This is a genomic window from Nostoc sp. KVJ3, from assembly GCF_026127265.1.
GTDB lineage: Bacteria > Cyanobacteriota > Cyanobacteriia > Cyanobacteriales > Nostocaceae > Nostoc.
The window spans coordinates 194659-219529 of record NZ_WWFG01000003.1; the positions used below are offsets into that span (position 1 = coordinate 194659).

The window sequence follows — 24871 nt, forward strand, 5'->3', positions numbered from 1 at the left end:
TGTTTGCAGATAAGCTAATAAAACATCTACCAGCAGCCATTCCTTCGTGATAGAAAAAAAGCCTCGCCACCGCCCAGAACGGCATTTTAATGATGCCAAACGAATAGTCGTGAAATGTGAGCGAGAACTATGTATCCATTGCAACACTAAACTAGTTAGCCTTCCATCTTGGCATATGCGTAAAACTATTCAAACCTTAAGCGGAGCAGTGTTTGTAGCAGGCAAAGGTAAAGAATGTGCTAACTCTGAATGTGAATATTTTAGAAAACATTACTATGCAAGCGGCGTACTTAAGTACAGCCTGCCTCAAAGCACATATGGGCTAGATATACTGGCATTTATAGGCTGGCAGCATGAGCATGAGCATCAACAGTTGGTAGAAATTCAACGGAAGTTAAACCAGCGTGGTGTTGAAATTAACGAGAGGAATGTAGGCAAGCTATATCGGCAATTTCTGGCCCTGTTGGGTGGAACAATTGCACATACGGCTGAGAAGTTAGCTGCCACAGCCCACGAACATGGTGGTTTAATTTGGGCAATTGATGCCTTACAACCTGAAGGCCATGGAACCTTGCTGTATGTGCTATACGAGGTACTAAGTGGCACACCAGTAAGTGGAATTCAGCTGCAACAGGCACAGGTACAATGTTTAATTGATTGGCTGCAACCATATAAAGAGTTGCCCTACAAAGTGCTGTCAACTCTATCAGACGGAGAATCAGCGATTATTACTGCCATGAATTCGAGTTGGCCAGATGCACCACATCAACGTTGTCAAGCACACTTTCTGAACAATTTAAGTGAAGTGGTGCTGCCGTTAGATACAAAACTACGACAACAATTAAAAGCAGATTTAGATAGATTACCATTCGTACCGGATAGCTCTGAAAGACTCCAAGACCAAAGTCAGTCAAAACAGCTAGATAGGACTCCCCTTTTTTAGCAATACCTTATTTGTCACGAGACGCAGAGCTAATGGCAGTTGAAGCCCAAATTCGTTCTGCTATCCGGGATTGTGTAAATCGCACCAGTCGCAAACCTTTTCGCTGGGGCGGTTTAAGTGGCTACCAGCAATTAGAAACTATTGGGCAGATATTACGTAATTTAACATACCAGGAGATTGACACAGATTACTTGTGTTTATTGTCAGCATGGGTCGATCAAGCTTTAGGTAACAATCTTTCAGTAGCATCAGACTTGGAAGAAGCTCACAACTGGTTGCGACGAATTGCTGAATGTTTGCGCTACCCGGAACACTCCTCTGCTAAAACAAGTGATGGTACTAATACTATACAATCACCAAAATTACCTTTAACAAGCTTTCAAGTCCGCCGCGAAATGGAAGAGTTACTACAACAGTTTGTACCTGAGCCTCAACAAAATCCAGCACAGTTTGTCTTGAAGAAAAAGTTACAAAAACTATGGGATAAATACGGTGCTAACTTATTGCACTGCTACGATATCCCTGGTTTGCCGCCAGATAATCTCAAAATTGAGTCTCTGTTCAGCAATTTACGTCGTCATCAAAGGCGAATTAGTGGGCGCAAATCAACTGTTGAATTACGTGAGTTAGGTCAATCTCAAGTTCTATTTGTAGCAGAAAGTGAGCAACAGTTACTTGAACAAATTCAGCAAGTACCTATAACTGAGTATAAAACTCAACGTCGTCGATTAGCTTTGACCGAAGCTCCTCGCCAGCAAAAACGTCGCCTTCATCGTAATCCAGTTAGCACAATACAAGCTTTGGTTAATCAACATACCGAACTTCGCACTGTACTTGAGTTTCAAGCTCTTAAATACTGATTAGACAGTTAGGGACTGTAACCCAAAATCAAAGCGATGAACGCTGCAAGGTTTTCTCAGCACAAGACATGGGCATTGAACTTTTTCAAAAGCTGGAGATGGGGAATATGGCAGGCGACAAAGTTGGTTGGTACGACCTCGAAAATATCACCGGTGGCATTTATCCTAGCAGCTTAGTTGTAGTGGCTGCTGAATCCCACATGGGCAAAACCCACTTCATGATTTCTTATGCTTACGAAATCATGACCAAACTTGGAAAGCCAGTTCTGTATGTAACTCCAGAAATGGACAAGAATCAACTCAATGCCCGAATGCTGGCTCGAATCACAGGCGTAGATGCTTCTATGATTCAAACCAATACGCAATGCTATTGGGAACAAATAGCACAAGGCATAGGACAGATGGTGGAACTGCCTTGGAAGGTTTACGAGCATTCCTCCCCTACAACCCCAATGATTGCTTCTGCGGTGCGCCGTGCCATTGCCGAATTCGGTGGTTCTATTGGGGCTGTGTTCATTGATTACTTGCAGCAGATTCCTCTGGAGTCCGGTGGGAATATGGCTTTTGAAGTCGGCAAGATTACTCGCCAGATTCGGGATATTGCTAAGTCTCACAAAATCCCTGTTTTCTTGGGCTGTCAAATCAATCGGGGAAATCAAACAACGGCTGATAAACGCCCCAATCGTCATTTACTTCGCAACTCTGGCGAAATCTTCGAGGTTTGCGACCAGTTGATTATGCTTTACCGGGATGCTGTCTACACAAAAGACCCAAGCGATCGCACTATTGAGTTGATTGTTGAGAAAAACCGCCTTTACGGTAAGCTCGGCACTGCAACAATGTTGTGCGATTTATCTACATCAAAATTTTTGAACTTGGCGAGGTAAACGGGATGGAGTTAATTAATTCGGCGTACTACTGCCACCATTCCGGTCACGCAGATACTCCCAAATTCTGCGGATTTCTTCTTGAAAGACTTGGCGATCACGTTCGGCATCACGTTGGGCAACACGTAGTCCTTCTTGATGTAAACGGGCTATCTCACTTAATTCTCTCACTGTACGCTCTAGTCGGGCGACAGTTTGTGAGTTCCCCCGTGTCTCCCTTCGATTGGCATCTTGTATTGTACGGAGTAAATCTAGCTGGTCGCCCACTTCTTCTAAGCGAGTGTCAATATCGTCTAGTCTGACGTTGATATCTTCTGGTTGAAGAGAAGAAGTCATGATGGGATTCACCTCTATTTACTTTCCATAATGCCACAAAGATCATTTCCCCAACTTTTTAGAACCCATGAAAGCGTTATCCGTCCGTCAGCCTTGGGCATGGGCAATTATTTTTGCTCTAAAGGATATTGAAAACCGTGGCTGGCCCATTCATTATCGCGGCGACATTCTGATTCACGCAGCAAAAACCTGTACCAAGAAAGAGTACCAGCTAGCGAGAGAATTTTGTCAAAGCATGGGGGTAGTAATCCCAGAGTTAATCTCTCTACGTCGCGGCCAAGTTATTGGCATTGTCACAATAGTAGATTGCAAGTTTTCACAAGTTGCATCTGGCTGGGGGATGCCCATGCAATACCACTGGAAGCTGGAGAACCCGCGAGAAATCACACCAATTCCTTACATTGGGCGATTGGGGATATTTGAAGTACCCGATGATTTGGTCATGGAGGTGGCTGCATGACTAAAACAGTAATAGCTGAGTTATCTGCAATACCCGAAAAATTCTTAGAGAAAGGGGTCAAAGCCTCACAGGGGGAATCAGTCGGTTGTCTTTATCAGTACCTCGAAACTAAAAAGCTACTTGATGGGAAGACTGTTTCTTATCCCCGTGTGATTGGTGAACGTGACCCGAATAATCCCTTTCATTGGCGATGGGCATTCAATTGGAAAGAGAAGATAAACGGGGCATGGAAAGGCAAAAGTATAGGTTCAATTCCCCCTGGCGCTGTCCCAATGATTCAAACACTGCAACAAGAGAGGGCAACGCGAGAGAATATCATCGCCTTTATCAAAAAAGCGAAAACCAAAAAGACATCGCCAAAATTAGATGTCTGCAAAAATTTTGATAACACAGATAAAAAACCAACACTTCCAGATGATGCCCCGATCTCCGTAATACTTTTCGCGGGTGGCGGCGGGATTGAAGCGGGCATAGTGCAAGCTGGTATTCGCCCAGTCATTGCAGTAGAGTTTGACCCAACTAAACCAGAACTAAGTCAGGCGATCGCCAAAACCCATCACCGCAATTTCAGGGAATATGGCTGTAGAATAATCCAGCTAACAGTTCAAGAAGTAGCACAATTAGGATTTATAGGTTTTCCCCGCCGCCCCGACTATCTCCACGCCTCCCCGGTGTGCGCCAACGCAAGCCTTGCTCACACAGCCAAAGCGGGTAAAGGGATTGAAACGGCTGATGATTTGACCGCAGCGATCGCGGTGGCAGAAGCCATCCGACAGTTGCAGCCACGGGTGTTTACGCTGGAGAATGTGCTGCGTTATCAGAACAGTCAGAGTTTTACCATCATTCTGGATGCTTTGGAGCAAGAGGGGTACTCGATCAACTACAGCGTGGTCAACATGGCTGACTTTGGGCTACCCCAGGCGCGGCGGCGGTTAGTTCTGGTTGCAAGTAGGGGGTTTAGGGTTGCCCTACCTACGGGAGCTACACCTTGTGGTTGGTACGAGGCGATCGCGCATCTCATCCCCACAATGCCTGATTCACAGCTGCTACCTAAGCAGCAACAAGCTTTGGAGAAATTTTTAGCCGGGAATGCGCCAACACCATTGCTAATAGAAAGAGTGGGGGGGCGTACACAGTCTAAATATAAACCTGGACATTTACCTTGCAACACTATCTTGCGATCGCATTTTACCGATCACAAAGGCTGCAACCGTAGGAAGTTCGCTGATATCTGGTTGCCGGATGGTACGGTCAAATCCTTGTCTATTGAAGGGGCTGCAATCTTGCAAGGGTTTCCCAGTTGGTACGAGTTTCCCAACGAGACTGCTACGGCGGGGTCAATCATTGGCTACTCTGTACCACCTAGTTTTGCCGCGCAGTTATTTACTCACATACAGAAACAATTATCAGGAGCATTTTTATGACAAACCAAGAGCAACTCACTTAAAATGTGTTGGTACAGGTAAGGAAGAGGACAACCAACAAGCAGGGGACAGAAAAGGAGAAGCACAGAGGTTGTGCGGTGGGAGCGAATTTCCGCCTGCTTTAATGGTTTTCTTTCCTTAGCGACAGTTCACATCTGGGTTCGCAGAATTTTATTCGTGGGATAGATTCATAGCTGCCTTCAGCAAGAACTGCCCTCTGCCTTTCTCAATGAGTTATCTCAAAAAGATTAAGGGTAAGTAGTTCGGATTAACTACCAACAGTTTTGAAATCATTTTAGTTAAAATGCCCTAATTAAAGTGCCTAGAGTTGGCGTACCTAAAACTGAAGAGGCTAAATTACCTGGGATATTCCCATCAATTATCCAGCAGTCAATCCCTAAACTAGAAATAGTCAAAAACTCCTCAACTTTCTTCGCCATCCCGCCAGTAACATCTACTGATTTGCTCTTGCCCAAGAAAGGTTTAATCCGAGAATAGTTAGCTTGAGTAATATTGGAAACTACTTGCCCATCTTGGTCATATACACCTGCATAATTCCCAACATTTATTAGTCTAACTTTAAACCTTGAGGGGGACAAAATATCCTGGAATAGATATAGGGCAACGAGTGTAGCAATTTGTGGTAAAACAAAAAGAGCCTTCATTCGCAACAAGCTCTATTTAATGATAATATTACCAGAATTCTACGAGACAAACCTCAAGCGAGAATTGGGACGTGCAGAATATTTATTACTAAAAATCCTGATAAATTTATTACAATCTATTAAAACTGTAAGCCTTGAGGCGTTGGCTACAGCTTTACCTATTCCAATATTGTTTGAAAGTAGAAGAAAAAAGATTCAACGTTTTTTATCTCTGAACTACATAAATGTTGAAGAAATATGGTTTCCCATAGTTAAAAACTGGCTAGAAATATATTTTCCTTTGACTGAAGTTGTTTATTTAGTTATAGATCGGACTAATTGGGGATGCATTAACTTACTAATGATTAGTGTGGTTTGGGATAAAAGGTCTATTCCGATATATTTTGAGTTTTTAGACAAATTAGGTTCGAGTAATTTTGATGAGCAAAAAGCTGTTTTCAATAAATCATTACCCCTTTTTAATAATTACAAAACTGTTGTATTAGCAGATAGAGAGTTTTGCTCTGTAAAACTAGCTAACTGGCTCACAGAGCAGAAAGTGTACTTTTGCTTACGTCTAAAAAAAGATGCATTTATAGAGGTAGAACCTGAAGTTTGGCTGCAATTAAAAGATTCCGGTTTATCGCCTGGAGTTTCGTTCTTTTATCAGGGGATTAAATATACAAAGTCTACAGGATTTATCAGCTTTAACCTTGCTGCAAAATGGAAACGTAAACGCTTTGGAGTTATCCCAGAAGAGGGTTGGTTTATCTTAACTAATTTAGATGATTTAAATTCGGCTATTCAGGCTTATAAACAACGTTTTGATATTGAAGAAATGTTTAGAGATTTTAAGAGCGGTGGCTATAACTTAGAAGATACTAATGTATCAGGTCAACGCTTAATTTCATTAATATTATTAATCTCACTTGCCTATACCGCTGCAACTATATCTGGTCAAAAATTTAAACGTATGGGTGTTCAAAAATATGTCGGTCGAATCAAAGAATCTAGGCGGACAGTTCGCCGTCATAGCAGTTTTTATATTGGATTATATGGGTCTAACTGGGTCGATTTTATGGAAAATTCTTATGAATCGGTGGCTGAATTAATGACACTAGCTCCTAATAAGCGTAAGTATTATCAACAAGGAGAAAGGGCTATGAGGCTTATTTTATCTGCATCCTAGCCCTTTTGTCCCCCCGTAAGACTTTAAACTTACCTTGAAGATAGAAGTATTTCGCTAGTTCTGCAAGCATTGCATCTGTCGAAAAGACAGTACCACCAATAGCTTGATCTAGAACTACATCACCGAAAACTAAAGGAATCAAACCTGCTTGTAGACTACTTTCTATTACACTAAAGTCACTCTTCAACAGTTTCTTATTATGAGTGATTATCATAGTAATAGGTGGCAAACTTACCACTGGTAAACCTGCTTGTAAAAAACTTTTAGCTAGTAGGAAATTTAACTGGAGTTTAGACTAAATGGTCAAACTTAAAGGACAAAAATAGGGGGTCTGATTGAACACAGACCCCCTTTTGACAGAACCTGAGAGAAGTACCACCTACTCTCACCTGCCAATATGAAATTTGACAAACTTCAAGAATTTCGTCAAGCAGTTTACAGCCATCTGGGCAAAGCCCACGATGCGACTTTTGAATTGACTGATGCCATCTTGACGACTCGTAATGCTTACAGTTTAGCAGATTTATCCCTATCTCCATTTTTTAGACGCAAGTGGTCAAGCATCTATGAAGCTCTACAAGACAGCAGACCAAAGCGACAAAAATTGATGCAGTTGTACATAAAACAAATGCCAACACAAGGTCGTCCCTTGTTGGCAGGCGACCATACTGCTTGGCCTCGTCCCGATGCAGTAACTCTTCAAGAAAGAACAATTGAACACACGAGTGTAACAGTGCCTGGAAATAAACCGATTACCATTGGTGAGGGATACAGCACTATTGCTTGGGTGCCAGATGATTCTGGTAGTTGGGCATTACCCTTGAGGCATGAACGAATTACTAGTTGGGAAAACCCCATAGACAAGGCAACCTGGCAGCTAAAACAAGTGTGCGAGCATTTGCCTACCAGACCGATTTCAGTTTGGGATAGCGAGTATGGTTGTGCCCCTTTTGTCTTGAAAACTGCTGAGATTCCAGCAGATATTCTTGTACGTTTACGTTCAAACCTTTGTTTATGGGGCGCACCTCCAACATATTCTGGCAAGGGTCGTCCCAGGAAGCATGGTATCAAATTTAAGCTCAATGAACCCGATTCATGGGACGAAGCAACTCAAACCCTAGAGATGAACGATCCAAAACTGGGGCACTTAATAGTTAGGTTATGGGAAAATTTACACTTCCGTAAAACTGCGGCACGTCCGATGTCATTGATACGAGTTGAGCGTCTTGATGACAAAGGTAACTTAAGAGTCTCAAAACCTTTATGGTTGGCTTGGGTAGGAGAAGAAATGCCTCCATTATCCGAAGTTTGGCGGCTTTATTTGCGTCGCTTTACTGTTGACCACTGGTATCGTTTTTTAAAGCAACGCTTGCACTGGACTCTTCCTAAACTAAGTACTCCCAAACAGTGTGAGAGATGGAGCGACTTAATGCCAATGATTACTTGGGAATTGTGGTTGGCTCGTGATATCGTTGCTGACAACCCTTTACCTTGGCAAAAGTCAATCGCTCAGTTGACCCCTGGAAGGGTTGCTCAGGCTATGGGGATCATTTTAGAGGGTATTGGTACTCCTGCCCGTTCGCCCAAACCGCGTGGAAAGTCTCCGGGTTGGGAACCAGGAAAATCACGACAACGTAGAATTCGCTATCCCATAGTTAAAAAAACTACGCCAAAACCACGCAAAGAGCAAGCAAAATCTGCTTGACATCAAAGATTTTGATACTTGAAGCTTGTGTTTTATCAACTCAGCGCAGCTGGGTCGTTTTGTGTTGCTTAGTCTAAACTCCAGAATTTAAATCTAAAGCATCTTGGTGAACTAAGCAGAACCCTAGTTTTTCTTCATCACATGAAAAACCATTAATTGTATTATATTTATTCGCTGATTGGTGGGCGAAAGAACCAGCACCGTTACCAATAATCAGTTTCAGATTAGGATTTTCACGTTTGATTAGGCTCACTTGCTCAACCAGTTGTGTTATAACTTCTCTTCGAGCAGTATAAGGTTTATCCTTGTCAAGTAATTAAGGAACCTCCTAGCTTCACTAATACTAATTCCATAATCAAATATTAAATGAGGAAAGACAAAAACTTATAAAAAACTAATCCTAAACAAAAAAATCAAAATTGCTAATAATTTCAACACAATTTAACAAAACGCATGAAAGTCAACAGTAAATTTTGGTTACAAAATAATGCAGAAATTGTGTTACATCTGAGTTATCAATGGATAGCTGGAAGTTGGGAGTACACCATTTTTAATAAATTAGTTTGTGCATTGGAGGATATTTGAAAAATCTTCAAATGTGTGTTTGACTACCCTGACTACCGAGAAACTGCCACGAGAGAATCGGAATTTTGGGATTTGAGATCGCGCCTCTGAGTCGCACTTGAGGCTCAAGCCGACCCTTTTCAAACAACCTTTAAGGATAAAAGTGCAGCCTACGTTGCCAAGTCTGCTGAATCTTTGCCATTGCTTAAATCCCTGTACTAAAAGTTTTACTGGTGATTAAGGCTTATGCTTGCTACACCTAGAGTATCTGCTTTTACGGACTCTCCGCGCAACATTCCTGCTTCTACGAGTAAACAAGGTATTACCCCCCTAATTCAATCGCTGCTAACGGGTGCAAGACTCAAAAAAGACCACCTGTACAATAAAAAACTGCCCGCTTTGCAAGGAGTCCAGAGCAGCGCTTGCAAAAAAATATGGGAGTTTTAAACTATTGCCCCCTGCTTTACATATAATTCGTTCGCTATGTAAGACTCTTCAGTTCAAGTTTTGTACTTTATGCAAAAAGAACGAAAAACTTTTAAACCTGCACTATGCAACGATTAGATGCAATCAACCAAGCCCAATGCAACACCCTTGGCTGAGTGCGTGTTAACCAATGGTTATCAAAATTTGGTCAAACAAACATAAATCCACTATTACCCCAAGAAGTAATCGTAGGTTATGGAGGGGCGGTTGTAACAAGGGCACAGAAGAGGCGATCGCTTACATTAGGCGCACTTTCACAAAAGTACTCTACCGAGTTATTCACATCAATAGAGTATATAAATTTACTATAATCATCTTTTCCAGATTCAGTTGATAATTTGATAACTATTTATACCTCTGTATAAGTACTGCAAATCTTGCCGACAGCGATCGCATGAAGCACTGCATGAGGTCAATCACTCGTTAATCTACTCTCATCACTGCCGCCATCTTCTGACACGCTTTAATTAACCTGGTAGATAGTGCTGTTGACTGCTATTAACTTGGCGATTAAGAGAGACAGAATCAGCAGCAGATATACCAGAGAAATATCCGTCTTTTGAACCACACGATGGTAACGCCATTTGTTTAACTTTCACATTATTTAGATATGCTTCTAACTCAGATTCTAGTTTTTCATAGAGCGCTTGCACGATAATGGCGGGTACTGCAACTGATTCAGTAGTTCCAGCAATCCCTTGATTTTTCTGTTGATCACGATTCTCAAGAATCCTACTTACAAGTCTATTAGCAGCACCTAATTTAAAAGCATTTCTAAAAGCACGATTGCCTACGGCTTGTTTCGCCAGTCGTTCAATAGTTTGTTCAAGATACTCAAACTGAATCCGAGTAGAGACGATATTCACTTTTCGCCCTAAGATAATCATTTTAGACCCGCTATGGTAGTGTCTAGCGATCGCACAGCAGTAATTCCCCCAACAAACACCACTTAGTAAAATAAATTTCCATGAGGTCATGCGTTTGAACTGGCGAATGACTTCTTCTTCTAGTGGTTGAGGTGTCCAATCTTGAAGTGAGGCGATCGATAAATTGTGCCGGGTTAGCATTTCTTGGGCTTTAGCTGCGGCGGCGCTTGCCTCTGCCTCGTTGGGAGATTGACTAAGTGCGAATAGTTTTCTAATTTTGTCAGCGATTTTTTCTAGTTCTAACACCTGTGTCTGCATTCGTATCACTCAAGCAAGTTTTGAAAGGAAACATCTTTTTTAATATACTTGTGTAAAATGAAAAATGTAGCTAATTTTTATTCATACATAGCAAGCTTTGTAGAAATTCTTCCTGCTAAAAACGGATATTCGTGATGAAGCCATGATTACTGAAAATGATGATTCAGTCGATGGAGTTAATGAACTGGTGAGAAAAATCTCTATTAAAGAAACCCAGCTAAAAATAGCCCAAGAATCCAATCTCATTAACACTGCTGAAGCGTTACAAAACCAACTATCCCAATTACAACAAGAATTGGGAGATAATTCAGACACACAATTGCAGTCATTGATGAGCTTGTGAAATGCTTACGGCGGCAACTGAGCTTTTTAGAAGTGGGGCTTACGCCTACGGTAAAATATGATATTCCCATTCTGAAATAAGGGCAATTGAATAGCTTGTAACTCTTTGGCGTTATCCAGGTTAGACAACGAAATCCCCAGCAACCTAATACTGCGGTTTTCCAGATCAATCGACTCAAACAGTGTTTTGGCTATCTCAAAAATCGTAGAGAGCTCACTAGACAGCAGTCGTCACACGCCCTATTATAAACGAGACGATCGGTTATCTTGTCTGGAGAATTATTATGAATCCGTCAGGAGAGTCTCGATGAATGGAGCCGAAGCGAAAGGGGCCTTTGGAGAAAGGCTTGCGTCTTATTACCATCAGAGTGATAGCGAAACTGCGACCCTGGCTTGGTCACAGCAAAGTACGTTCGCTATTACACGGCTCCACTCGGACGTTGGGCTGCCTGGCACCTCAAACCCTATTCCTGAAGAGTCCGCAATTCACGTATCCGTTGCGATCAAGCCTGTTCCATTGCACAGCTATGAACTCTGTATCGACGACCGCGAGATTGCAGTGCCGTACATACCTGCGTACCGGACAAGCATTATCGATCTGCAATCGAAACCTGTGTGCTTCGTTGATTGCGGTTTTGACTATGTTCACTACCACGTACCTCGAGAGGGCCTCGACGAAATCGCACGAGATCACAACATTCAGCCGATTGGAAACTATAAATTTGCGATTTGTGAGGATGATCTGGTCATCGCACAGATGACCAAGAACGTTCTGCCATTCATTGGGTCGCAAGATTGGCCTAGTTCCCTCGCTCTCGATCAGTTCAGTCTAATCTTCGGTGCACATCTGCTCCAAAAGTACGGCGGCTTGTCTCGTCTACCAGAAGTCTCGCCGCGAGGGCTTGCCTCATGGCAAAAGCGTCGGGCCACCGAACTTTTGCTGGAACACCTTGATGGGAATATCCATCTCGCCAGAGTTGCTCAGGAATGCCAAATGTCTGTGAGTCATTTCGCACGGTCGTTCAAAGTGAGCTTTGGTGTTTCGGCTCACCGTTGGCTCATCGAACGCCGCATCGATCGTTCCAAGGAACTTCTCATCCAGACTCGCACTCCTTTAATCGATGTCGCGCTGCAATCGGGTTTCTCCGATCAAGCTGCATTCACCCGAACCTTCCATCAGGTTGTGGGCGACAGTCCTGGACGTTGGAGGCGAGAACAAGTCGGTCGCTGAAGTTCACTCTCTGGCAAAGCAGCTAATCAATAAAGACGCAAAAGAGTAATTTCTGGGCTTCACAGAGATGTGAAGCCTTGTCTGTGCCCGATCGTGTACGTAATCCTGCTCGTAGCACATTTGCCAACAACATCGACTGCTACTCAAACCCCTAACTGAATCCTTTGGCTTCTTGGGCCTTGGTCAGCACCCTGTCAAAGCGTGCTTTGCCGGACATCATACGTGCGTACTCCATCTAAATTAGAGCCTGGTTCGGCTCTTTGCCACTCCAGCCGACTTGCTACTCAAACCCCTAACTGAATCCTTTGGCTTCTTGGGCCTTGGTCAGTACCCTGTCAAAGCGTGCTTTGCCGGACATCATACGTGCGTACTCCATCTAAATTAGAGCCTGGTTCGGTTCTTTGCCACTCCAGCCGACTGGTTATTAAGATGCCGTTCTCAACGGGTGCGCCGATAGCTCGAAGTGTGAGTCTTTCGCCATTCAATGTCACCGAGCGAAGCTGCCTTCCGTGGATCAGATTGGGCAAGAGCGCAACGGACGGGATATGGATGACAGTCTCTTTCTCCTCATCCACTTCGTAGACTCCGCAATACGCGATGTAACCACTTCCAGATTCCTGATACTCCTCCGGGGTTCCTTGGCGCCAATCGTGTGATTGGAACAGAGAACGTCCCGGCTTCATCAGTTGTGCCGAGACAAAGCCTCCAGGTGTGTAGATGAGAAAGCCCTCCGGTTTAGGGCCGAACGGATGGCTGTCTTTGCGCCCTTCCTGTTCATCTGCATAGCCCACCAACGTCCAGACTCCAACGAGCTGAGAAGCAATAGGACCTAGTGTTGAATTGGAGTGCGCCACTTTGTGCGCTTGCTCGGGTTCGTTCATAACGCAGATCCAAAAGGCTTATAGTCGGTATATCCATGAGCTCCGCCCCCGTAGAACGTCGAACGATCAGGTGGATTGAGCGGCTGATTTTCTTTGATCCGCTCCACCAGGTCAGGATTGGCGATGAATAGGCGACCAAAAGCGATTGCATCCGCGTGCTTCTTCTCGATTGCTTCTCCAGCACTTTTGGGCGTGTAAGCGGCGGCTGAAAGGAGCGGTCCGTTGAAAGCGGGACGGAACAGGGCAGCATTGTTCAGCGCGTCTTCGTGGAGTTCGTCGGTCAAACCCATTTCGGAACCTCTAGCCTCGATCAGGTGCAAGTAAGCAATATGCCGCTTACTGAGTTCCTTGATGACGAAGGTGAACAGATCGAGAGGCTTGCTGTCGTGGATACCACCATATTGACCAAAAGGTGAGAGGCGTACACCAAGTCGGTCTGCCCCAATAGCCGCTGTAATCTCGTCAACGATGTCGAGCAGGAACCGAGCTCGGTTCTCTTTCGACCCACCGTAGGCATCGGTGCGCTGGTTGGTTCCGTTCTCCAGGAACTGCTCGATCAAGTGGCTATTTGCGCCCTGCAACTCCACTCCATCGAATCCAGCCTCCATCGCGTTCAGCGCGGCCCGCCGGAATGTGCTGATGATGACCGGAATTTCAGAAGTTTCCAAGGCGCGTGGAGTTTCAGATGGTACTTGTTGGAAGGCTTTTGTCAGAGCAGGAATTGTGGGAGGAATAGCCGAGGGCGCGACGGGAAGTGCTCCATCCGGCATGAGCGAAGAATGGGAGTTCCTGCCGTTGTGGGCAATTTGCATGACGATCCTGCCGCCTCGGGCGTGGACACCATCTGTAATCACGCGCCACCCGGCAATCTGTTCCGCCGTGTAGATCCCTGGAGCATTGGGATAGCCGTGCGCCTGAGGGCTAATCGCAGTTCCTTCCGAGAGGATCAGCCCTGCTGAGGAACGCTGCGCGTAGTATTCAGCGTTCAACGCGGTTGGCACATGGGCAGCGTCGGCACGCATACGCGTCAGAGGGGCCATGACTACCCGATTCGGGAGCTGAATTGCTCCTAGACGCAGGGAACTAAATAGAATCTCTTTGGACATGGTGAGCCTTTCGCGTTTCGTGAAGCTTTAAGATAAGAGAGCTACAGACTGTAGCTGCTCAGTTGCAGGAGCGGATCGAGCGTCGGATAGTCGGTGTACCCATGAGCGTCGCCACCGTAAAACGTCTTGCGGTCGTATGCATTAAGCGCTGTATGCGTTTGAATAGGCGACACAAGATCGGGGTTAGAAATAAACAGCCTTCCGAATGCGATCGCGGCTGTATGATCTACTTCGATGGCTGCCGTTGCGATCGCGGGCGTATATCCAGCGGACGAGATCAACGGCCGGCAAAAAGATGGCCGAACTGTTCGACATTCTTCAACATTGGACGTGATTCTCTTCGAGACTCTATGTACCGGATGTTGAGAAAGCACTAGTAGTCTGCCAACCCAAAAATGCGCTTGTGAGGACTGGGGAAAGGGGAAAGGGAAAAGGGTAAGAGATTTAAACCGAATGGCACTAAGAAAAGCGGAAAGCCTTATCAATTAAGCCGTTTGCAATTGATGACGTAATTCATGTCTGGGCTTGGTCAATCTGGGGTAAGCTTTGGGGCGGCGTTTGGTGACTCGTGGTTCGCTGCGTCCAGGACGGTCGGGGACAACCTTGTGAACAATAATTTTCAGCAAACTACGATAAAGTCGGATACGTTTTTGAGAGTGAGCAGTTTCTAATTTAGGAATAAAATTCAGTAAATGATGTCGAGTACCTTGAAGCGATAAACGATTTGGAGGAGTATTGTAAGTAGTCCCAGCCGACCACATTAAGCTCCGAAGTAAATTATAAGCCAGTAAATACACATGAATTTCTTTACGTATCATTGAAGGTGTTTTACATCGGAGAATATCCATACCCAAGGTAGTTTTTATATGCCTCAAATTCAATTCAACATCCCAACGTTTACCGTAAAGTCCAACAAATTCGAGAGTAGAATAAGAAGATTTATCTAAAAGAGTAGTAATTAAGCTGACTTGTTGAGTGCGAAAACCAGGAATAACAATGTAGTAGTAAATTTCTCGCACAGTTATGGCAGAAGGTAGAGCTAAAAATTCATCCAAGCTCAATCCTTGTGGGCATCTTTTAGGCTTATACCAAGTAACAAGCTTGTCGCAATCGCCAACAATTTTCCCTTTTCGCATGGTTGTTGTCCGAGATTGATGCTTACGAAATACTGCATCACAACCAAGTTTAGTAATAGCAAACATATCAGCGTAAGCGCAAAACGCTCTATCCCCTAAAAGCACATCATTTGGTTTAAGAAAACTGTATAGTTTTCTTGCTAATTTGATATCATGAGTGTTCAGAACATCGATGCACAAAGCAACGGTAGCTCCTGTTATTAAACTGAATATCACACCAATTTTGGCAATTGGAAAGCCACATCCGGGCTTTTGGCTACTGGGCTGAGGGTATTCTTTTTGATTCTCTACAGTGTCAGGCATCGAGACAGTTGACCCATCTATTACTTTGACATTTCGACCACACCATAAATATTCTGTTGCTACTTTCTGTTCTAAGCTTTGTGCCGAGAAATTGAAAAGTTTTTCTAATAACTTCTCTGGAAGCCTTGCCCTAGCTTGGCAGTAAGCACTGGTATCTGTTGAAGGGACTTCTACTTCTTCACCAGCTAGATGTGCAATTATTTTACTCACAGCATTATTACAAGTTTTATCAGTATCCAGCACTTGTGATAAAAATGCCCATAAAGTTATTAATGGGTCAAATAACCGCTTTTTATATTTAATTTTTAGCTCCGAAATTGCAAGGCTTATCACAGACTCTGGCAATAGTTCTTTAAAAGGTAGTCCCAAACTTTGGCTGAATTTATCCTTGAGGATTTCTACTCGTAGTGTCACAGTAGTATTTATGATGTTGGCTTGCTCGTATCAAGGAAAGTATTTCATGAACGAGTAAGCTTTTCCTACCTAAAAAATTTTTGGACAATCAGTACATCTAACTCCACTGTCTTTGTCAGGCACAGCGATGGCGTACTCACCATGAGTCAGTGGCGATCGCATCGCAGTACCACAGGATCAATCGCATTGCTCCCTATCTGAACTTTCACTGTTCAATAGCTTTAAAATCTGTAGTGCCTATCCCGCATAGCTTAGAGCTTTTCTTAGTGCCATTCGGGTATAGCTGCCATACCATTCGGCAATTCTTGTGCCAAAGAACGAGTTAATCCTTCTATTGCCCACTTAGAAGCACAGTATGGTGCAACTTGGGCTGAAGTCGAACGTCCCCAGCCAGAACTAAAGTTAACAATAATACCCCGTTTCTTTTTCACCATTGCTGGTATGAAATAGCGAATTATATTCGCTACTCCTTTGATATTGATATCTATTAGATCCGAAAATTCCTCAGATGGTATTTCCCACAAAGGTGCTGGATAATTGGTAATTGCCGCATTATTAATTACTATATCTGGCGGTGAATATTTTTGAAGTACGTCTAGTGCCCATTTTTCTACAAGCTGTTCATTTGCTACATCTACAGATGTGAAATCATTGGGCACACTAAACTTTTGGCGTATTTTATCGATTGCATCTGATGAACGGGCGCAACCAATAACAGTATGTCCTAGGGCGGCCGCATCATGTCAATAAGTAAAGTCTATTCTCCATAGAGCCAAGAATAATGTCATTAACCTTTTCTTATTGCGAATAAATTAGGCGATCGCTTTGGGGCTTTAAAAATAATCAAACGCGAAATCCTGATTTTTTCGTTGGTTCTTAAGCTTCGTTGTGATCAAGAGTAATTTAGATGCGTTTGCCCTACAGTATGTCCCTCTTTAATAAAACCCTCGGTCATTGCATAACCTAGACCTTTACTTATGCCTGTAATTAAGATGAGCTTACTCATATTTTCCTGCTATTCCTGTTCTGATTCAACAATTCGTGGGAAAAAATAACCACTACCTCTTGCTGTAATAATGAATTCTGGGTCGTTGGGGTCGGATTCTACCTTTGTCCGTAATCGTGAAATATGCACATCTACCACACGGGTGTCTGTATTCATCTCTGGTACAAAGCCCCACAACTGCTGTAATATTTCAACCCTTGAAAAAATCTTTCCCGAATGATTAACTAACAACTCTAATAAGCTAAACTCCACACCTGTCATTTCCAATTCGCAATTCGCTTTTTCGCCCATTCGCAATTAATAATACACCATACACGCCACTTGCTTTATGCAGGTGTTCCCGTCCACCGCAGTGGCTTATGAATGCGTTCTGTTGAATATTGATACTACGTGTTTTGTTTCTTTTCATAATTGAAATTAGTTGCTCTGTACCCCAACGGCTCAATTATCAATTACGTCGGAAAAAGCGAATTGCAAACTGCGTTAGCGAAGCGGTAGCGTTCGCGCAGCGTCTCGTAGAGAGGAACGAGCGTCATTGCGAATTCTTTGGTCAACAGACGAAAAGCTGACAACGCTTCTTCGCCATCACTAGCTGTAACTACACTGTAGCCAATCATTTCTAACCGCGTCTGTAAAATTCGGCGAATGCTGGCTTCGTCATCTACTACTAAGATTTTGCCTTTCTCACCTGATAAGTTTCTCAACGCTGTTCCTAATGAGCGAGAACTCTCAACCATCTATTATCTGTTTATTAGGAGTCAAAAGCGCAAAACAATCTTGAGTTACAGTCATGATTAAGAAGCGATCGCTTAATACTTGCATCTGTGCAACAGATTATGCTGGGACATCTACCCGAAAACAGATTTGTACACAATTAATAAATTCTTACAATTAGGGACTCGTATCAATACTGCTCGGGTAAAGCATTTTGGTTCTTCGGTTATTTTTATGGAAAACCTGCTTCAAAACCCTTGAAAGGCTTACCCTGTAAGTATTTCACTTAAAACAGTACTATGATTTCTTATAACCCTTGCCCCGCAAGGGTTTTATTAAAATCAATCCTCAATCACCATAAAAGGGACGCAAGAGCCGGAATTTTTCAATCATCATTGGTCTTAAATACAAAAAGTTTCATTTGGAGTATACTTGATGAAACTATTGATAGTTAAGGTTTTCAGGTTTTTGGGGTTTTCTTAGCGTACAAATTTCCCGTTTCGGCACAGTCTAGCCGTCAATGATGATCAACGTCGAGAGAGTACGGTTTATTACTTAATAACTCCAGAATGCCCTTGTATATTCCCTATGGGTTCTACGCGACCCCCTAAGTATTTCCCCAAGAATTCTTCGGCTTTGGCGTAGAAGTGCAGCCTATTAGCAGGACGAGCAAAACCGTGCCCTTCGTCTGTGTAGAGGATATATTCTACGGGTTTGTTTGCTTGACGCATAGCGGTAACAATTTGCTCGCTTTCCGCCTGTTTGACTCGGGGGTCGTTTGCACCTTGTCCAATAAGTAACGGTGCTTTGATTCGGTCTACAAAAAATAAAGGTGATCGCGATTTCAAAAAGTCAGCTTCTTTTTCTAAGTTACCCACACGATGATAGAATCGCGCCCGCTCTGACTCCCAGTAAGGAGGTATACTGCTAAATAGTGTCAACAAGTTGCTCGGACCAACGATACTTACACCCGCAGCAAAGACATCTGGTGTGAATGTTACTCCTACAAGAGTTGCATATCCTCCGTAGGAACCACCCATAATCGCGACTTTTTTGGGATTAGCGATACCTTGTTGGACAATCCAGTTTACCCCGTCAATCAAGTCGTTATGCATTTTGCCAGCCCATTCCCGATTGCCGGCGTTGAGGAATTGTTGCCGTATCCTGTAGAACCTCGAAAGTTAACTTGCAAGACTGCATAGCCCCGGTTTGCTAACCATTGAGCTAGGGGATCGTAACCCCAGGTATCTCGTGACCAAGGTCCCCGTGTACTAGAATAACAGCGGGTAAGTTTTGAGATGGAATACCTACGGGTGTTGTCAGATAGCCGTGAATGGTCAACCCATCACGAGATTTGTAGGAGATTGGCTGTTTTTTGGCTAGGGATAACTTTTCCAGCTTTGGACGGCTGTTGAAAAGGAGTTGACTTTTTTTGCTGGCGCGATCGTAAACATAGTAGTAAACAGGTCCATCGTCTGTATTGTATCCAACTAGCCAAGTTTTGTCGGCAAGGTCACGAGCGACTATTTTAAATTCACCACGGTGGACTTTGGCAATCGCTTGGAAATCTGGAGCAATACTTTTATCTAATATTTGCCAGGCTAGTTTGTCTTTGTAGAAGGAGACGGCTTGAATTTTGCGAGTTAACGGATGAACCAAGACCCCACCGATATCATACTGCTGGTCTTGGGCAACGACGCTTTCTTTACCTGTAGCGATGTTTAATGACAACAGGCGTGTAGCATTGGCATGATCACTGCTTTCGATATACAGGGTTTTGCCATCATCAGAAAAATTAACAGCACTACCTTCGTCATCGGGTCCCCATGAACGGACTGTCTTCCAAGGTTGGTTAACAGTTTCCCGAACTGATAAAGTTTTACCACCATTCGCAATAGTAGCAATCACCGCCCGAATTTTCATCTGGGGGTCTGCTACTGTCTGTTCTACAGTCCCAGGATTTACCATTTCTAAAGTGGATTTATCGGTACTTAAATTAATCCTGTAGGCATCATGTTTGCGTGGATCTTTGATGTTTAATCCTACCAATATTTCATTAGGAAATTTCCGCTCGGCGGCGATCAATTCTGCATTTACACCCTTGAATGGGGTTAAATCTCGGACCTGTTTGGACTTGATGTTTGCAACATAAAGATGAAAATTTTCGTCTCCATCAGCGTCTTGCAGGTAAACTAACTCTCCAGGATTATAAGTCCAAAAGTAACTACGAATACCGCGTTTTTTATCGGTGGTTAATATTTGGTCATCTTCCTTACCTACTGTGCGTACCCATACTTGCAATACGTTATTTTTGTTCGGTGCAATATAGGAAAGGTATTTTCCGTCTGGTGATAGTTGGGGATTGGTACGTTCTGGATTGCCAAAGAGAGTTTGTCGTGGAATTAGTGGCGGTAAATTGGCCAAACATTGGCTGATACTTGTTACAACAGTACTAGCAATTGCAAGGGGTATGACTGCAAGGAAGGGATAGATTTTATACACAAGGAGGTTTCTCGGATACTACGGAGTGGTGTACGATTCGTTGCTAGCAAAAGTGTAAGTCCATAAGGACACATATAACAAGCGCGAGGGTAAGTAAGCTAGAAAGCTTCGTCATCTACTACCAGGATTTTTCCTTTCTCACCTGATAAGTTTCTCAACGCTGTTCCTAATGAGCGACAACTCTCAATTATCCATTATCTGCTTATTAGGAGTCAAAAACGCAATCACATTTTTGACCTACAGTCATGATCAAGAAGCGATCGCTTAATACTTGCATCTGTGCAACAGATTATGCTAGGGCATCTACCCGAAAACAGATTTGTACACAATTAACAAAGTCGCAAGTCGCAAGTGAAGAACTCTCAAACGGTTCAGTTGAAGTCCCAGGTTTCTGATGTCTGGCGGGATATTCGGGTGGATGATTTTTGTGGGTAGACCCCCATGATTACGAGCGCTCATGCATCTATACCCTCTGTACCCTTTTCAATTGGATTGGTTGAATCTATGTCTGACTCCTGATTTGATAATCGTTCAACCATCTGTATTAAAGCTAACTGCATTTCTGGCGTAAATTCCAACTTACCAGAACGCAGATGTAAATCTAACTGAGCAAAAGGAATTTCAATTTTTCGTTGCTGTAATACTTCGTAAATAATGTAATATAAATCACTTTTGAGCAAAAATTGTTTATTAGGTTCCGCAGTCCAGACTAATAACTCAAAATTTAAGGTGTTGTTGGCAAACTCTTTAAACAGTACTAGAGGCAAAGGAGTCTGCAATACATTGGGATGCTTAGAGGCAGCCTCTAACAGAGCAGATTGAACTGCTTTGGGATCTGAGCTATAGGCAACGCCAACGGGGAGATGAAGGCGAGAAATCGGATTGCGATGGCTCCAGTTAATTACTTCTTTTTCCAAGAAGCGAGAGTTGGGTACAATGATTGAAACGTGGTCAAGAGTACGAATCTCGGTACTTCTGGCACCGATTCGCTCGACAATACCTGTATATTCCCCAACTTCCACAAAATCTCCAACCTGAATCGGGCGCTCAAATACTAGTACTAAACCACTGCCAAAATTCTTAGCAATATCCTGTAAACCAAAGCCAATTCCAACGCTTAAAGCACTTGCTAAAATTGTCAAAGAGCTAATGTCAAGCCCCCATATTTGTAGCAATACCAGTGTGCCAATAAAAATTAGACCATATTTTAAAAGTATTATAATCGCTTCTTGAGCGCCACGATTGATGACAGTAAAAGAGAGAATCCGAGAACGTAAAAAATTGGTTAACGTTCCAGCAAAGATAACTAAGCCAAACAACAAACCAACCAAAACTATTAATTCAGTAAGAGAATAAGGATTTTTTCCCAACGTCAGAATAGGTGAGGTGAAACTGGTAATCAGGATATTTGAAATTTGGTAGCTCCATTGACGAGTAAAAGGAAAGAGATTAGTGATATAAAGAATCGCACTCATCCAAAGTCCGATACGCATACTCGCCAACACTAATTTGAAAAATAATTCTAATACTTTAAGTGTTTCCGAATTAGATATGGCATTGCTAGTTGTTAAGCGAAGTGAAGCTACTCGGATAAATTGATGCTTAATCCATCCCAATAGCCAACTAAATCCTACAGTTATGAGTAAAATTGCTGCTGCTATAAAAGTTGTTTGTTGAAGATAGGTTTTAGTTCGCTCTAAATGAGCTTCCTGTAATGCTCCTTCAATTTGCTGCGCCCAAATGTTAGCCTGCTCATCGAGTGTACTACCTGGTAAAGTATCTTGTTGTGTAACTGTTAACAGATAGCGGTCATTTAATAAAATAGTAGGTAGCTGATTGCGTTTTTCAATTTTAACTTGAATAGACTCAGAAGCGGAAATCACATTTTTTAGTTGTGAGTTGATTAAATGTGTCCGTTCTTGAGCGCTATACTGACCAGAATCGCTGATCTGAAAAAGCTGTTGTCCATCCAAAATAACCGGAGCTTTAGTTAATGCTTGAGCAACGACAGGAGTGAACCAAAAAAATAAAACAAAACTTAGTACTGTAATGAGAATATTAAAATATTTGGATGGTAATCGCAAAGGATGAAAATCAAACATAAAGACTCTAACCAGATATTTATGGACGGATGCTTGGAGCGGGGTAAAGCACTTAACAGAAATTGTTGAACTTTTTTATTCCCATAGACTAAGGCAACCGCCTGAGCAACTTTTGTAAACTATCTTTGCACCAAGTCAAAGCTATAGTTAATTGTGCCTATAATAAGTTACGGGTAATTATAACTAGAAGTTAGCACTTCACCTGTGTATTGCTTGACTTACGCATTACAAGCAATACCAGGGATAAGCAAAATTCATCGGCAGCGCAATAGTTTCTATTCTCGTTGCCAATATGCTCAGTCAGCTTGAGCATATTGGTGAAAGTCTTGTGTGGGTTTGCAGACTAAGTGAAATTTTTTAAACGCAAGAATAAGGGTTTGAGCAATTTTTGTTGCAGACTAAATGAAATTTTTTTGCAGACTAAGTGAAATTTTCCCCCGAAATTCGCAGACTAAATGAAATTTTCCTCAAAATGGTTATAAAACGTGTCAATTTATTACCACACAAGGCTTTGAGAAAAAAGTCTGTGAGTTGCGATCGCTCTGTGGCTACGAGAGAATCAGGGTTCCACAAGTAGAATTTCAATTAGTCTGCAACAGAATTTCACTTAGTCCGCACGAATTTCATTTAGTCTGCAAACCGACAGTCACATGGTGAAAGTGTTGTATATCAAGGAAAGTGGTATTAATCGTAGATTATGTCGGATAAAAGATAAGGGTTACTTATTTTGTATTGTAGTCTCGTACTACTATGTAATCTAAAGCATAATGTGAGCAAACACCTTAGTTCATGGTTTTAAGCGTGGCAAAACCAACCATTCAAATACCGAATGAACTAGGCGTTTAGAACGGGAGCAAAGTTGCTTACCTGAATTGCTTTGCTTTGCTTATTGTTTGGATATTAAACCAGGGAAAAGAATGGAACTACAGCCAATGTAAAGACGATAAACATTCCCGAAGGTTAATTTGGGAATACCTCAACAAGATATTGTGATTAGTTTTCATTCGCCATTTAAGCGTCAGTTTACAGAGATATGCAGTTAGTTAAAACAGCAATCAGTTCAAAGTTGAATTACCAGCCGCAAGCAGCTGATACAAACATTGAAGCAGACATATATCTGTTCGCTCGCCTGCGGCAATTTTCGCTTTCCCAACGGTTAAAAATGTTCATGGCTCACGATCGAGGAGTGAAGAAACTTTGCCTTGCAGGAATTAAATTTCGACATCGTGCAGCATCTTTAGAGGAAATACGTCATGTTTTTACCCGTGCTGTACTAGCAGAAAAATATAGGGTTGATTTCCATCCCAAAGGTAATGATGAGAATATGTGGATTCAGGATTCTATCTCTTTAGCGGCAGAGTTACACCAAATTTTTGAGTCAACTAATATCCCTTACTACGTAAGCGGTGGTGTTGCAGCTTCGCTACACGGAGAACCGCGTTCGACTCGTGATTTGGATTTGGTCATTGAAGTCCAGCCGGAGCAAATCAATTTTTTGGTGGCAACACTTGAAGGTGCAGGATACTATTGTCCAGCAGGTGCGGTTGAGGGTTTAAAGCAAGGACGTGAGCGAATGCTAAATATTACACATACCGAAACTATTGCTAATGCTGACTTATATATCACGGACGGTTCAGCATTTGCAGTATCCCAAATGGTACGTCGCCAGCTAATTGACTTAGAAGGAATACCTAAGTTTTGGGTGGCTTCGGCAGAAGATACAATTTTACAGAAATTGCGATGGGGTAAAGGAAGTCAATCTGAAAAACAATGGCGCGATGTGTTAGGGATATTAAAGTTACAGGCAGAAGGTTTAGATTACACATACCTGACACAATGGGCAGAAATTTTGGATTTGGTTAATGTTTTTAGCCAAGCATTTACTGAGGCTGGTCTTTGAATTGAGAAAGATGTACATTGATTCGGGTGCCCAAAAGATCGAAGGTTGCTCGAAGAGAGGAGGTGAAAATTAATGAATTACAGTGCAGATTCTTTACCACCAATTAAATTAATTCCAATTGAAGATGCAGCACTTACTAGAGAACCAGGAGGAATTAAAAGACCTGCAAAAACAACCCCACCAACCGATATTCGGTGGGTAAAAGTCCTGGAATTTTTACGCAGCAACAATCTCGCACCCAACAGCCGCAAGCTTTACGAACGAGAACTTAAACGATTTTTGGCTTGGAGTGAGCTGCACTATCATGAACTGCGTCCACGTCATCTTGCGCTATATAAAGAATACCTAAGAGATGAAATACGGACTGATGTTGGTAAACCGCTTTCAAAAAGCAGTATCAATGCGGGGATTGCGGCACTCAAAAGCTTTTTCAAATGGATGTGTTACACGTATCCTGAAATTATTTCTACTAATCCGACACTGGGGATAAAACTGGAAAAAGTGCCACTGCCACCAGCCCAGAGTTTAACCCCTAACTGTCTAATTAGTGTT

General features: G+C 42.8%; 21 protein-coding genes and 6 pseudogenes. 12 read left to right on the forward strand and 15 right to left on the reverse strand.

The features are described 5' to 3' along the window. Nucleotides 1-46 precede the first annotated feature (46 nt). The 3 genes from GTQ43_RS32195 (at nucleotide 47) to GTQ43_RS32205 (ending at nucleotide 2690) form a co-directional block, all read left to right on the forward strand. Nucleotides 47-943: a hypothetical protein gene (locus GTQ43_RS32195; RefSeq protein ID WP_265276804.1), complete on the forward strand. Its 897-nt coding sequence runs from the start codon at nucleotides 47-49 to the stop codon at nucleotides 941-943. Between the two features lie 11 nt (nucleotides 944-954). Then, nucleotides 955-1803 (forward strand): hypothetical protein, encoded by an 849-nt coding sequence (locus GTQ43_RS32200; protein WP_265276805.1) that lies wholly within the window; start codon nucleotides 955-957, stop codon nucleotides 1801-1803. 107 nt (nucleotides 1804-1910) lie between these two features. After that, a complete protein-coding gene (locus GTQ43_RS32205; RefSeq protein WP_265276806.1) occupies nucleotides 1911-2690 on the forward strand; it encodes a replicative DNA helicase in 780 nt (259 codons plus the stop codon). 15 nt (nucleotides 2691-2705) lie between these two features. Here the strand turns inward: GTQ43_RS32205 and GTQ43_RS32210 are convergent, their stop codons facing one another. Beyond that, a complete protein-coding gene (locus GTQ43_RS32210; protein WP_265276807.1) occupies nucleotides 2706-3026 on the reverse strand; it encodes a hypothetical protein in 321 nt (106 codons plus the stop codon). Nucleotides 3027-3093: 67 nt separating this feature from the next. On the opposite strand from GTQ43_RS32210, the gene GTQ43_RS32215 reads away from it, so the two are divergent. After that, complete coding sequence (locus GTQ43_RS32215) at nucleotides 3094-3486, forward strand: ASCH domain-containing protein (protein ID WP_265276809.1); 393 nt, start codon at nucleotides 3094-3096, stop codon at nucleotides 3484-3486. Next, entirely contained in the window at nucleotides 3483-4910 is a 1428-nt protein-coding gene (locus GTQ43_RS32220; protein ID WP_265276811.1) for a DNA cytosine methyltransferase, read from the forward strand. Before GTQ43_RS32215 ends, GTQ43_RS32220 begins: the two co-directional genes overlap by 4 nt. Nucleotides 4911-5209: 299 nt before the next feature. Here GTQ43_RS32220 and GTQ43_RS32225 read toward each other — a convergent pair whose 3' ends face one another. Next, nucleotides 5210-5575 carry a hypothetical protein gene (locus GTQ43_RS32225; RefSeq protein ID WP_265276812.1) on the reverse strand — a complete coding sequence of 122 codons (366 nt, stop codon included), beginning with the start codon at nucleotides 5573-5575 and terminating at the stop codon, nucleotides 5210-5212. Between the two features lie 25 nt (nucleotides 5576-5600). Between GTQ43_RS32225 and GTQ43_RS32230 the strand changes: the two genes are divergently transcribed. Then, nucleotides 5601-6743, forward strand: a complete 1143-nt coding sequence (locus GTQ43_RS32230) for an IS4 family transposase (protein WP_265277022.1) — start codon at nucleotides 5601-5603, stop codon at nucleotides 6741-6743. Here the strand turns inward: GTQ43_RS32230 and GTQ43_RS32235 are convergent. After that, a pseudogene (locus GTQ43_RS32235) lies at nucleotides 6724-7014 on the reverse strand (hypothetical protein); the annotation flags it as partial. The gene GTQ43_RS32230 and the pseudogene GTQ43_RS32235 sit on opposite strands and share 20 nt — an antisense overlap. 126 nt (nucleotides 7015-7140) lie before the next feature. On the opposite strand from GTQ43_RS32235, the gene GTQ43_RS32240 reads away from it, so the two are divergent. Further along, nucleotides 7141-8448 carry an NF041680 family putative transposase gene (locus GTQ43_RS32240; RefSeq protein ID WP_265276813.1) on the forward strand — a complete coding sequence of 436 codons (1308 nt, stop codon included), beginning with the start codon at nucleotides 7141-7143 and terminating at the stop codon, nucleotides 8446-8448. Between the two features lie 73 nt (nucleotides 8449-8521). On the opposite strand, the gene GTQ43_RS32245 is transcribed toward GTQ43_RS32240, so the two are convergent. Both GTQ43_RS32245 and GTQ43_RS32250 read right to left on the reverse strand, forming a co-directional pair. Beyond that, complete coding sequence (locus GTQ43_RS32245) at nucleotides 8522-8701, reverse strand: hypothetical protein (protein WP_265276815.1); 180 nt, start codon at nucleotides 8699-8701, stop codon at nucleotides 8522-8524. Between the two features lie 1264 nt (nucleotides 8702-9965). Continuing rightward, nucleotides 9966-10682: a DUF2786 domain-containing protein gene (locus GTQ43_RS32250; protein WP_265276816.1), complete on the reverse strand. Its 717-nt coding sequence runs from the start codon at nucleotides 10680-10682 to the stop codon at nucleotides 9966-9968. A gap of 142 nt (nucleotides 10683-10824) precedes the next feature. Between GTQ43_RS32250 and GTQ43_RS32255 the strand changes: the two genes are divergently transcribed. Further along, nucleotides 10825-11025 carry a hypothetical protein gene (locus GTQ43_RS32255; RefSeq protein WP_265276817.1) on the forward strand — a complete coding sequence of 67 codons (201 nt, stop codon included), beginning with the start codon at nucleotides 10825-10827 and terminating at the stop codon, nucleotides 11023-11025. Nucleotides 11026-11051: 26 nt separating this feature from the next. Here GTQ43_RS32255 and GTQ43_RS32260 read toward each other — a convergent pair whose 3' ends face one another. Further along, nucleotides 11052-11252, reverse strand: a complete 201-nt coding sequence (locus GTQ43_RS32260; RefSeq protein WP_321162539.1) for a hypothetical protein — start codon at nucleotides 11250-11252, stop codon at nucleotides 11052-11054. A 79-nt stretch (nucleotides 11253-11331) separates the two neighbouring features. Here GTQ43_RS32260 and GTQ43_RS32265 point away from each other — a divergent pair, with 79 nt between their 5' ends. Beyond that, a complete protein-coding gene (locus tag GTQ43_RS32265; protein WP_265276818.1) occupies nucleotides 11332-12255 on the forward strand; it encodes a helix-turn-helix domain-containing protein in 924 nt (307 codons plus the stop codon). Nucleotides 12256-12590: 335 nt separating this feature from the next. Here the strand turns inward: GTQ43_RS32265 and GTQ43_RS32270 are convergent, their stop codons facing one another. The 9 genes and pseudogenes from GTQ43_RS32270 to GTQ43_RS32315 all read right to left on the reverse strand — a co-directional run bounded on the left by GTQ43_RS32270 (nucleotide 12591) and on the right by GTQ43_RS32315 (nucleotide 22419). Then, nucleotides 12591-13136: a lipocalin-like domain-containing protein gene (locus tag GTQ43_RS32270; RefSeq protein ID WP_265276819.1), complete on the reverse strand. Its 546-nt coding sequence runs from the start codon at nucleotides 13134-13136 to the stop codon at nucleotides 12591-12593. Then, nucleotides 13133-14242, reverse strand: coding sequence for an alkene reductase (locus GTQ43_RS32275; RefSeq protein WP_265276820.1), 1110 nt, complete (start codon nucleotides 14240-14242; stop codon nucleotides 13133-13135). Before GTQ43_RS32275 ends, GTQ43_RS32270 begins: the two co-directional genes overlap by 4 nt. Nucleotides 14243-14727: 485 nt before the next feature. Continuing rightward, nucleotides 14728-16095: an IS4 family transposase gene (locus GTQ43_RS32280; RefSeq protein ID WP_265273465.1), complete on the reverse strand. Its 1368-nt coding sequence runs from the start codon at nucleotides 16093-16095 to the stop codon at nucleotides 14728-14730. A 263-nt stretch (nucleotides 16096-16358) separates the two neighbouring features. Further along, nucleotides 16359-16820: pseudogene (locus GTQ43_RS32285) on the reverse strand (SDR family oxidoreductase); the annotation flags it as partial. Between the two features lie 290 nt (nucleotides 16821-17110). Beyond that, nucleotides 17111-17365: pseudogene (locus tag GTQ43_RS32290) on the reverse strand (winged helix-turn-helix domain-containing protein); the annotation flags it as partial. A gap of 293 nt (nucleotides 17366-17658) precedes the next feature. After that, nucleotides 17659-17838: pseudogene (locus GTQ43_RS41555) on the reverse strand (hypothetical protein); the annotation flags it as partial. 528 nt (nucleotides 17839-18366) lie between these two features. Continuing rightward, nucleotides 18367-19007, reverse strand: a pseudogene (locus tag GTQ43_RS32300) (alpha/beta hydrolase family protein). Nucleotides 19008-19039: 32 nt separating this feature from the next. After that, on the reverse strand, nucleotides 19040-20317 hold the full coding sequence (locus GTQ43_RS32310) for a hypothetical protein (RefSeq protein ID WP_265276822.1): 1278 nt from the start codon (nucleotides 20315-20317) through the stop codon (nucleotides 19040-19042). 455 nt (nucleotides 20318-20772) lie between these two features. Then, on the reverse strand, nucleotides 20773-22419 hold the full coding sequence (locus GTQ43_RS32315) for a mechanosensitive ion channel family protein (RefSeq protein WP_265276823.1): 1647 nt from the start codon (nucleotides 22417-22419) through the stop codon (nucleotides 20773-20775). A 965-nt stretch (nucleotides 22420-23384) separates the two neighbouring features. Between GTQ43_RS32315 and GTQ43_RS41890 the strand changes: the two genes are divergently transcribed. From GTQ43_RS41890 to GTQ43_RS32325, 3 genes and pseudogenes are all read left to right on the forward strand, one after another. Next, entirely contained in the window at nucleotides 23385-23462 is a 78-nt protein-coding gene (locus GTQ43_RS41890; protein ID WP_414859169.1) for an element excision factor XisI family protein, read from the forward strand. Continuing rightward, on the forward strand, nucleotides 23453-24319 hold the full coding sequence (locus tag GTQ43_RS32320) for a hypothetical protein (RefSeq protein WP_265276824.1): 867 nt from the start codon (nucleotides 23453-23455) through the stop codon (nucleotides 24317-24319). The genes GTQ43_RS41890 and GTQ43_RS32320 overlap by 10 nt, the downstream gene beginning before the upstream one ends. Before the next feature lie 72 nt (nucleotides 24320-24391). Continuing rightward, nucleotides 24392-24853 (forward strand): annotated as a pseudogene (locus GTQ43_RS32325) (phage integrase N-terminal SAM-like domain-containing protein); the annotation flags it as partial. Nucleotides 24854-24871 lie beyond the last annotated feature (18 nt).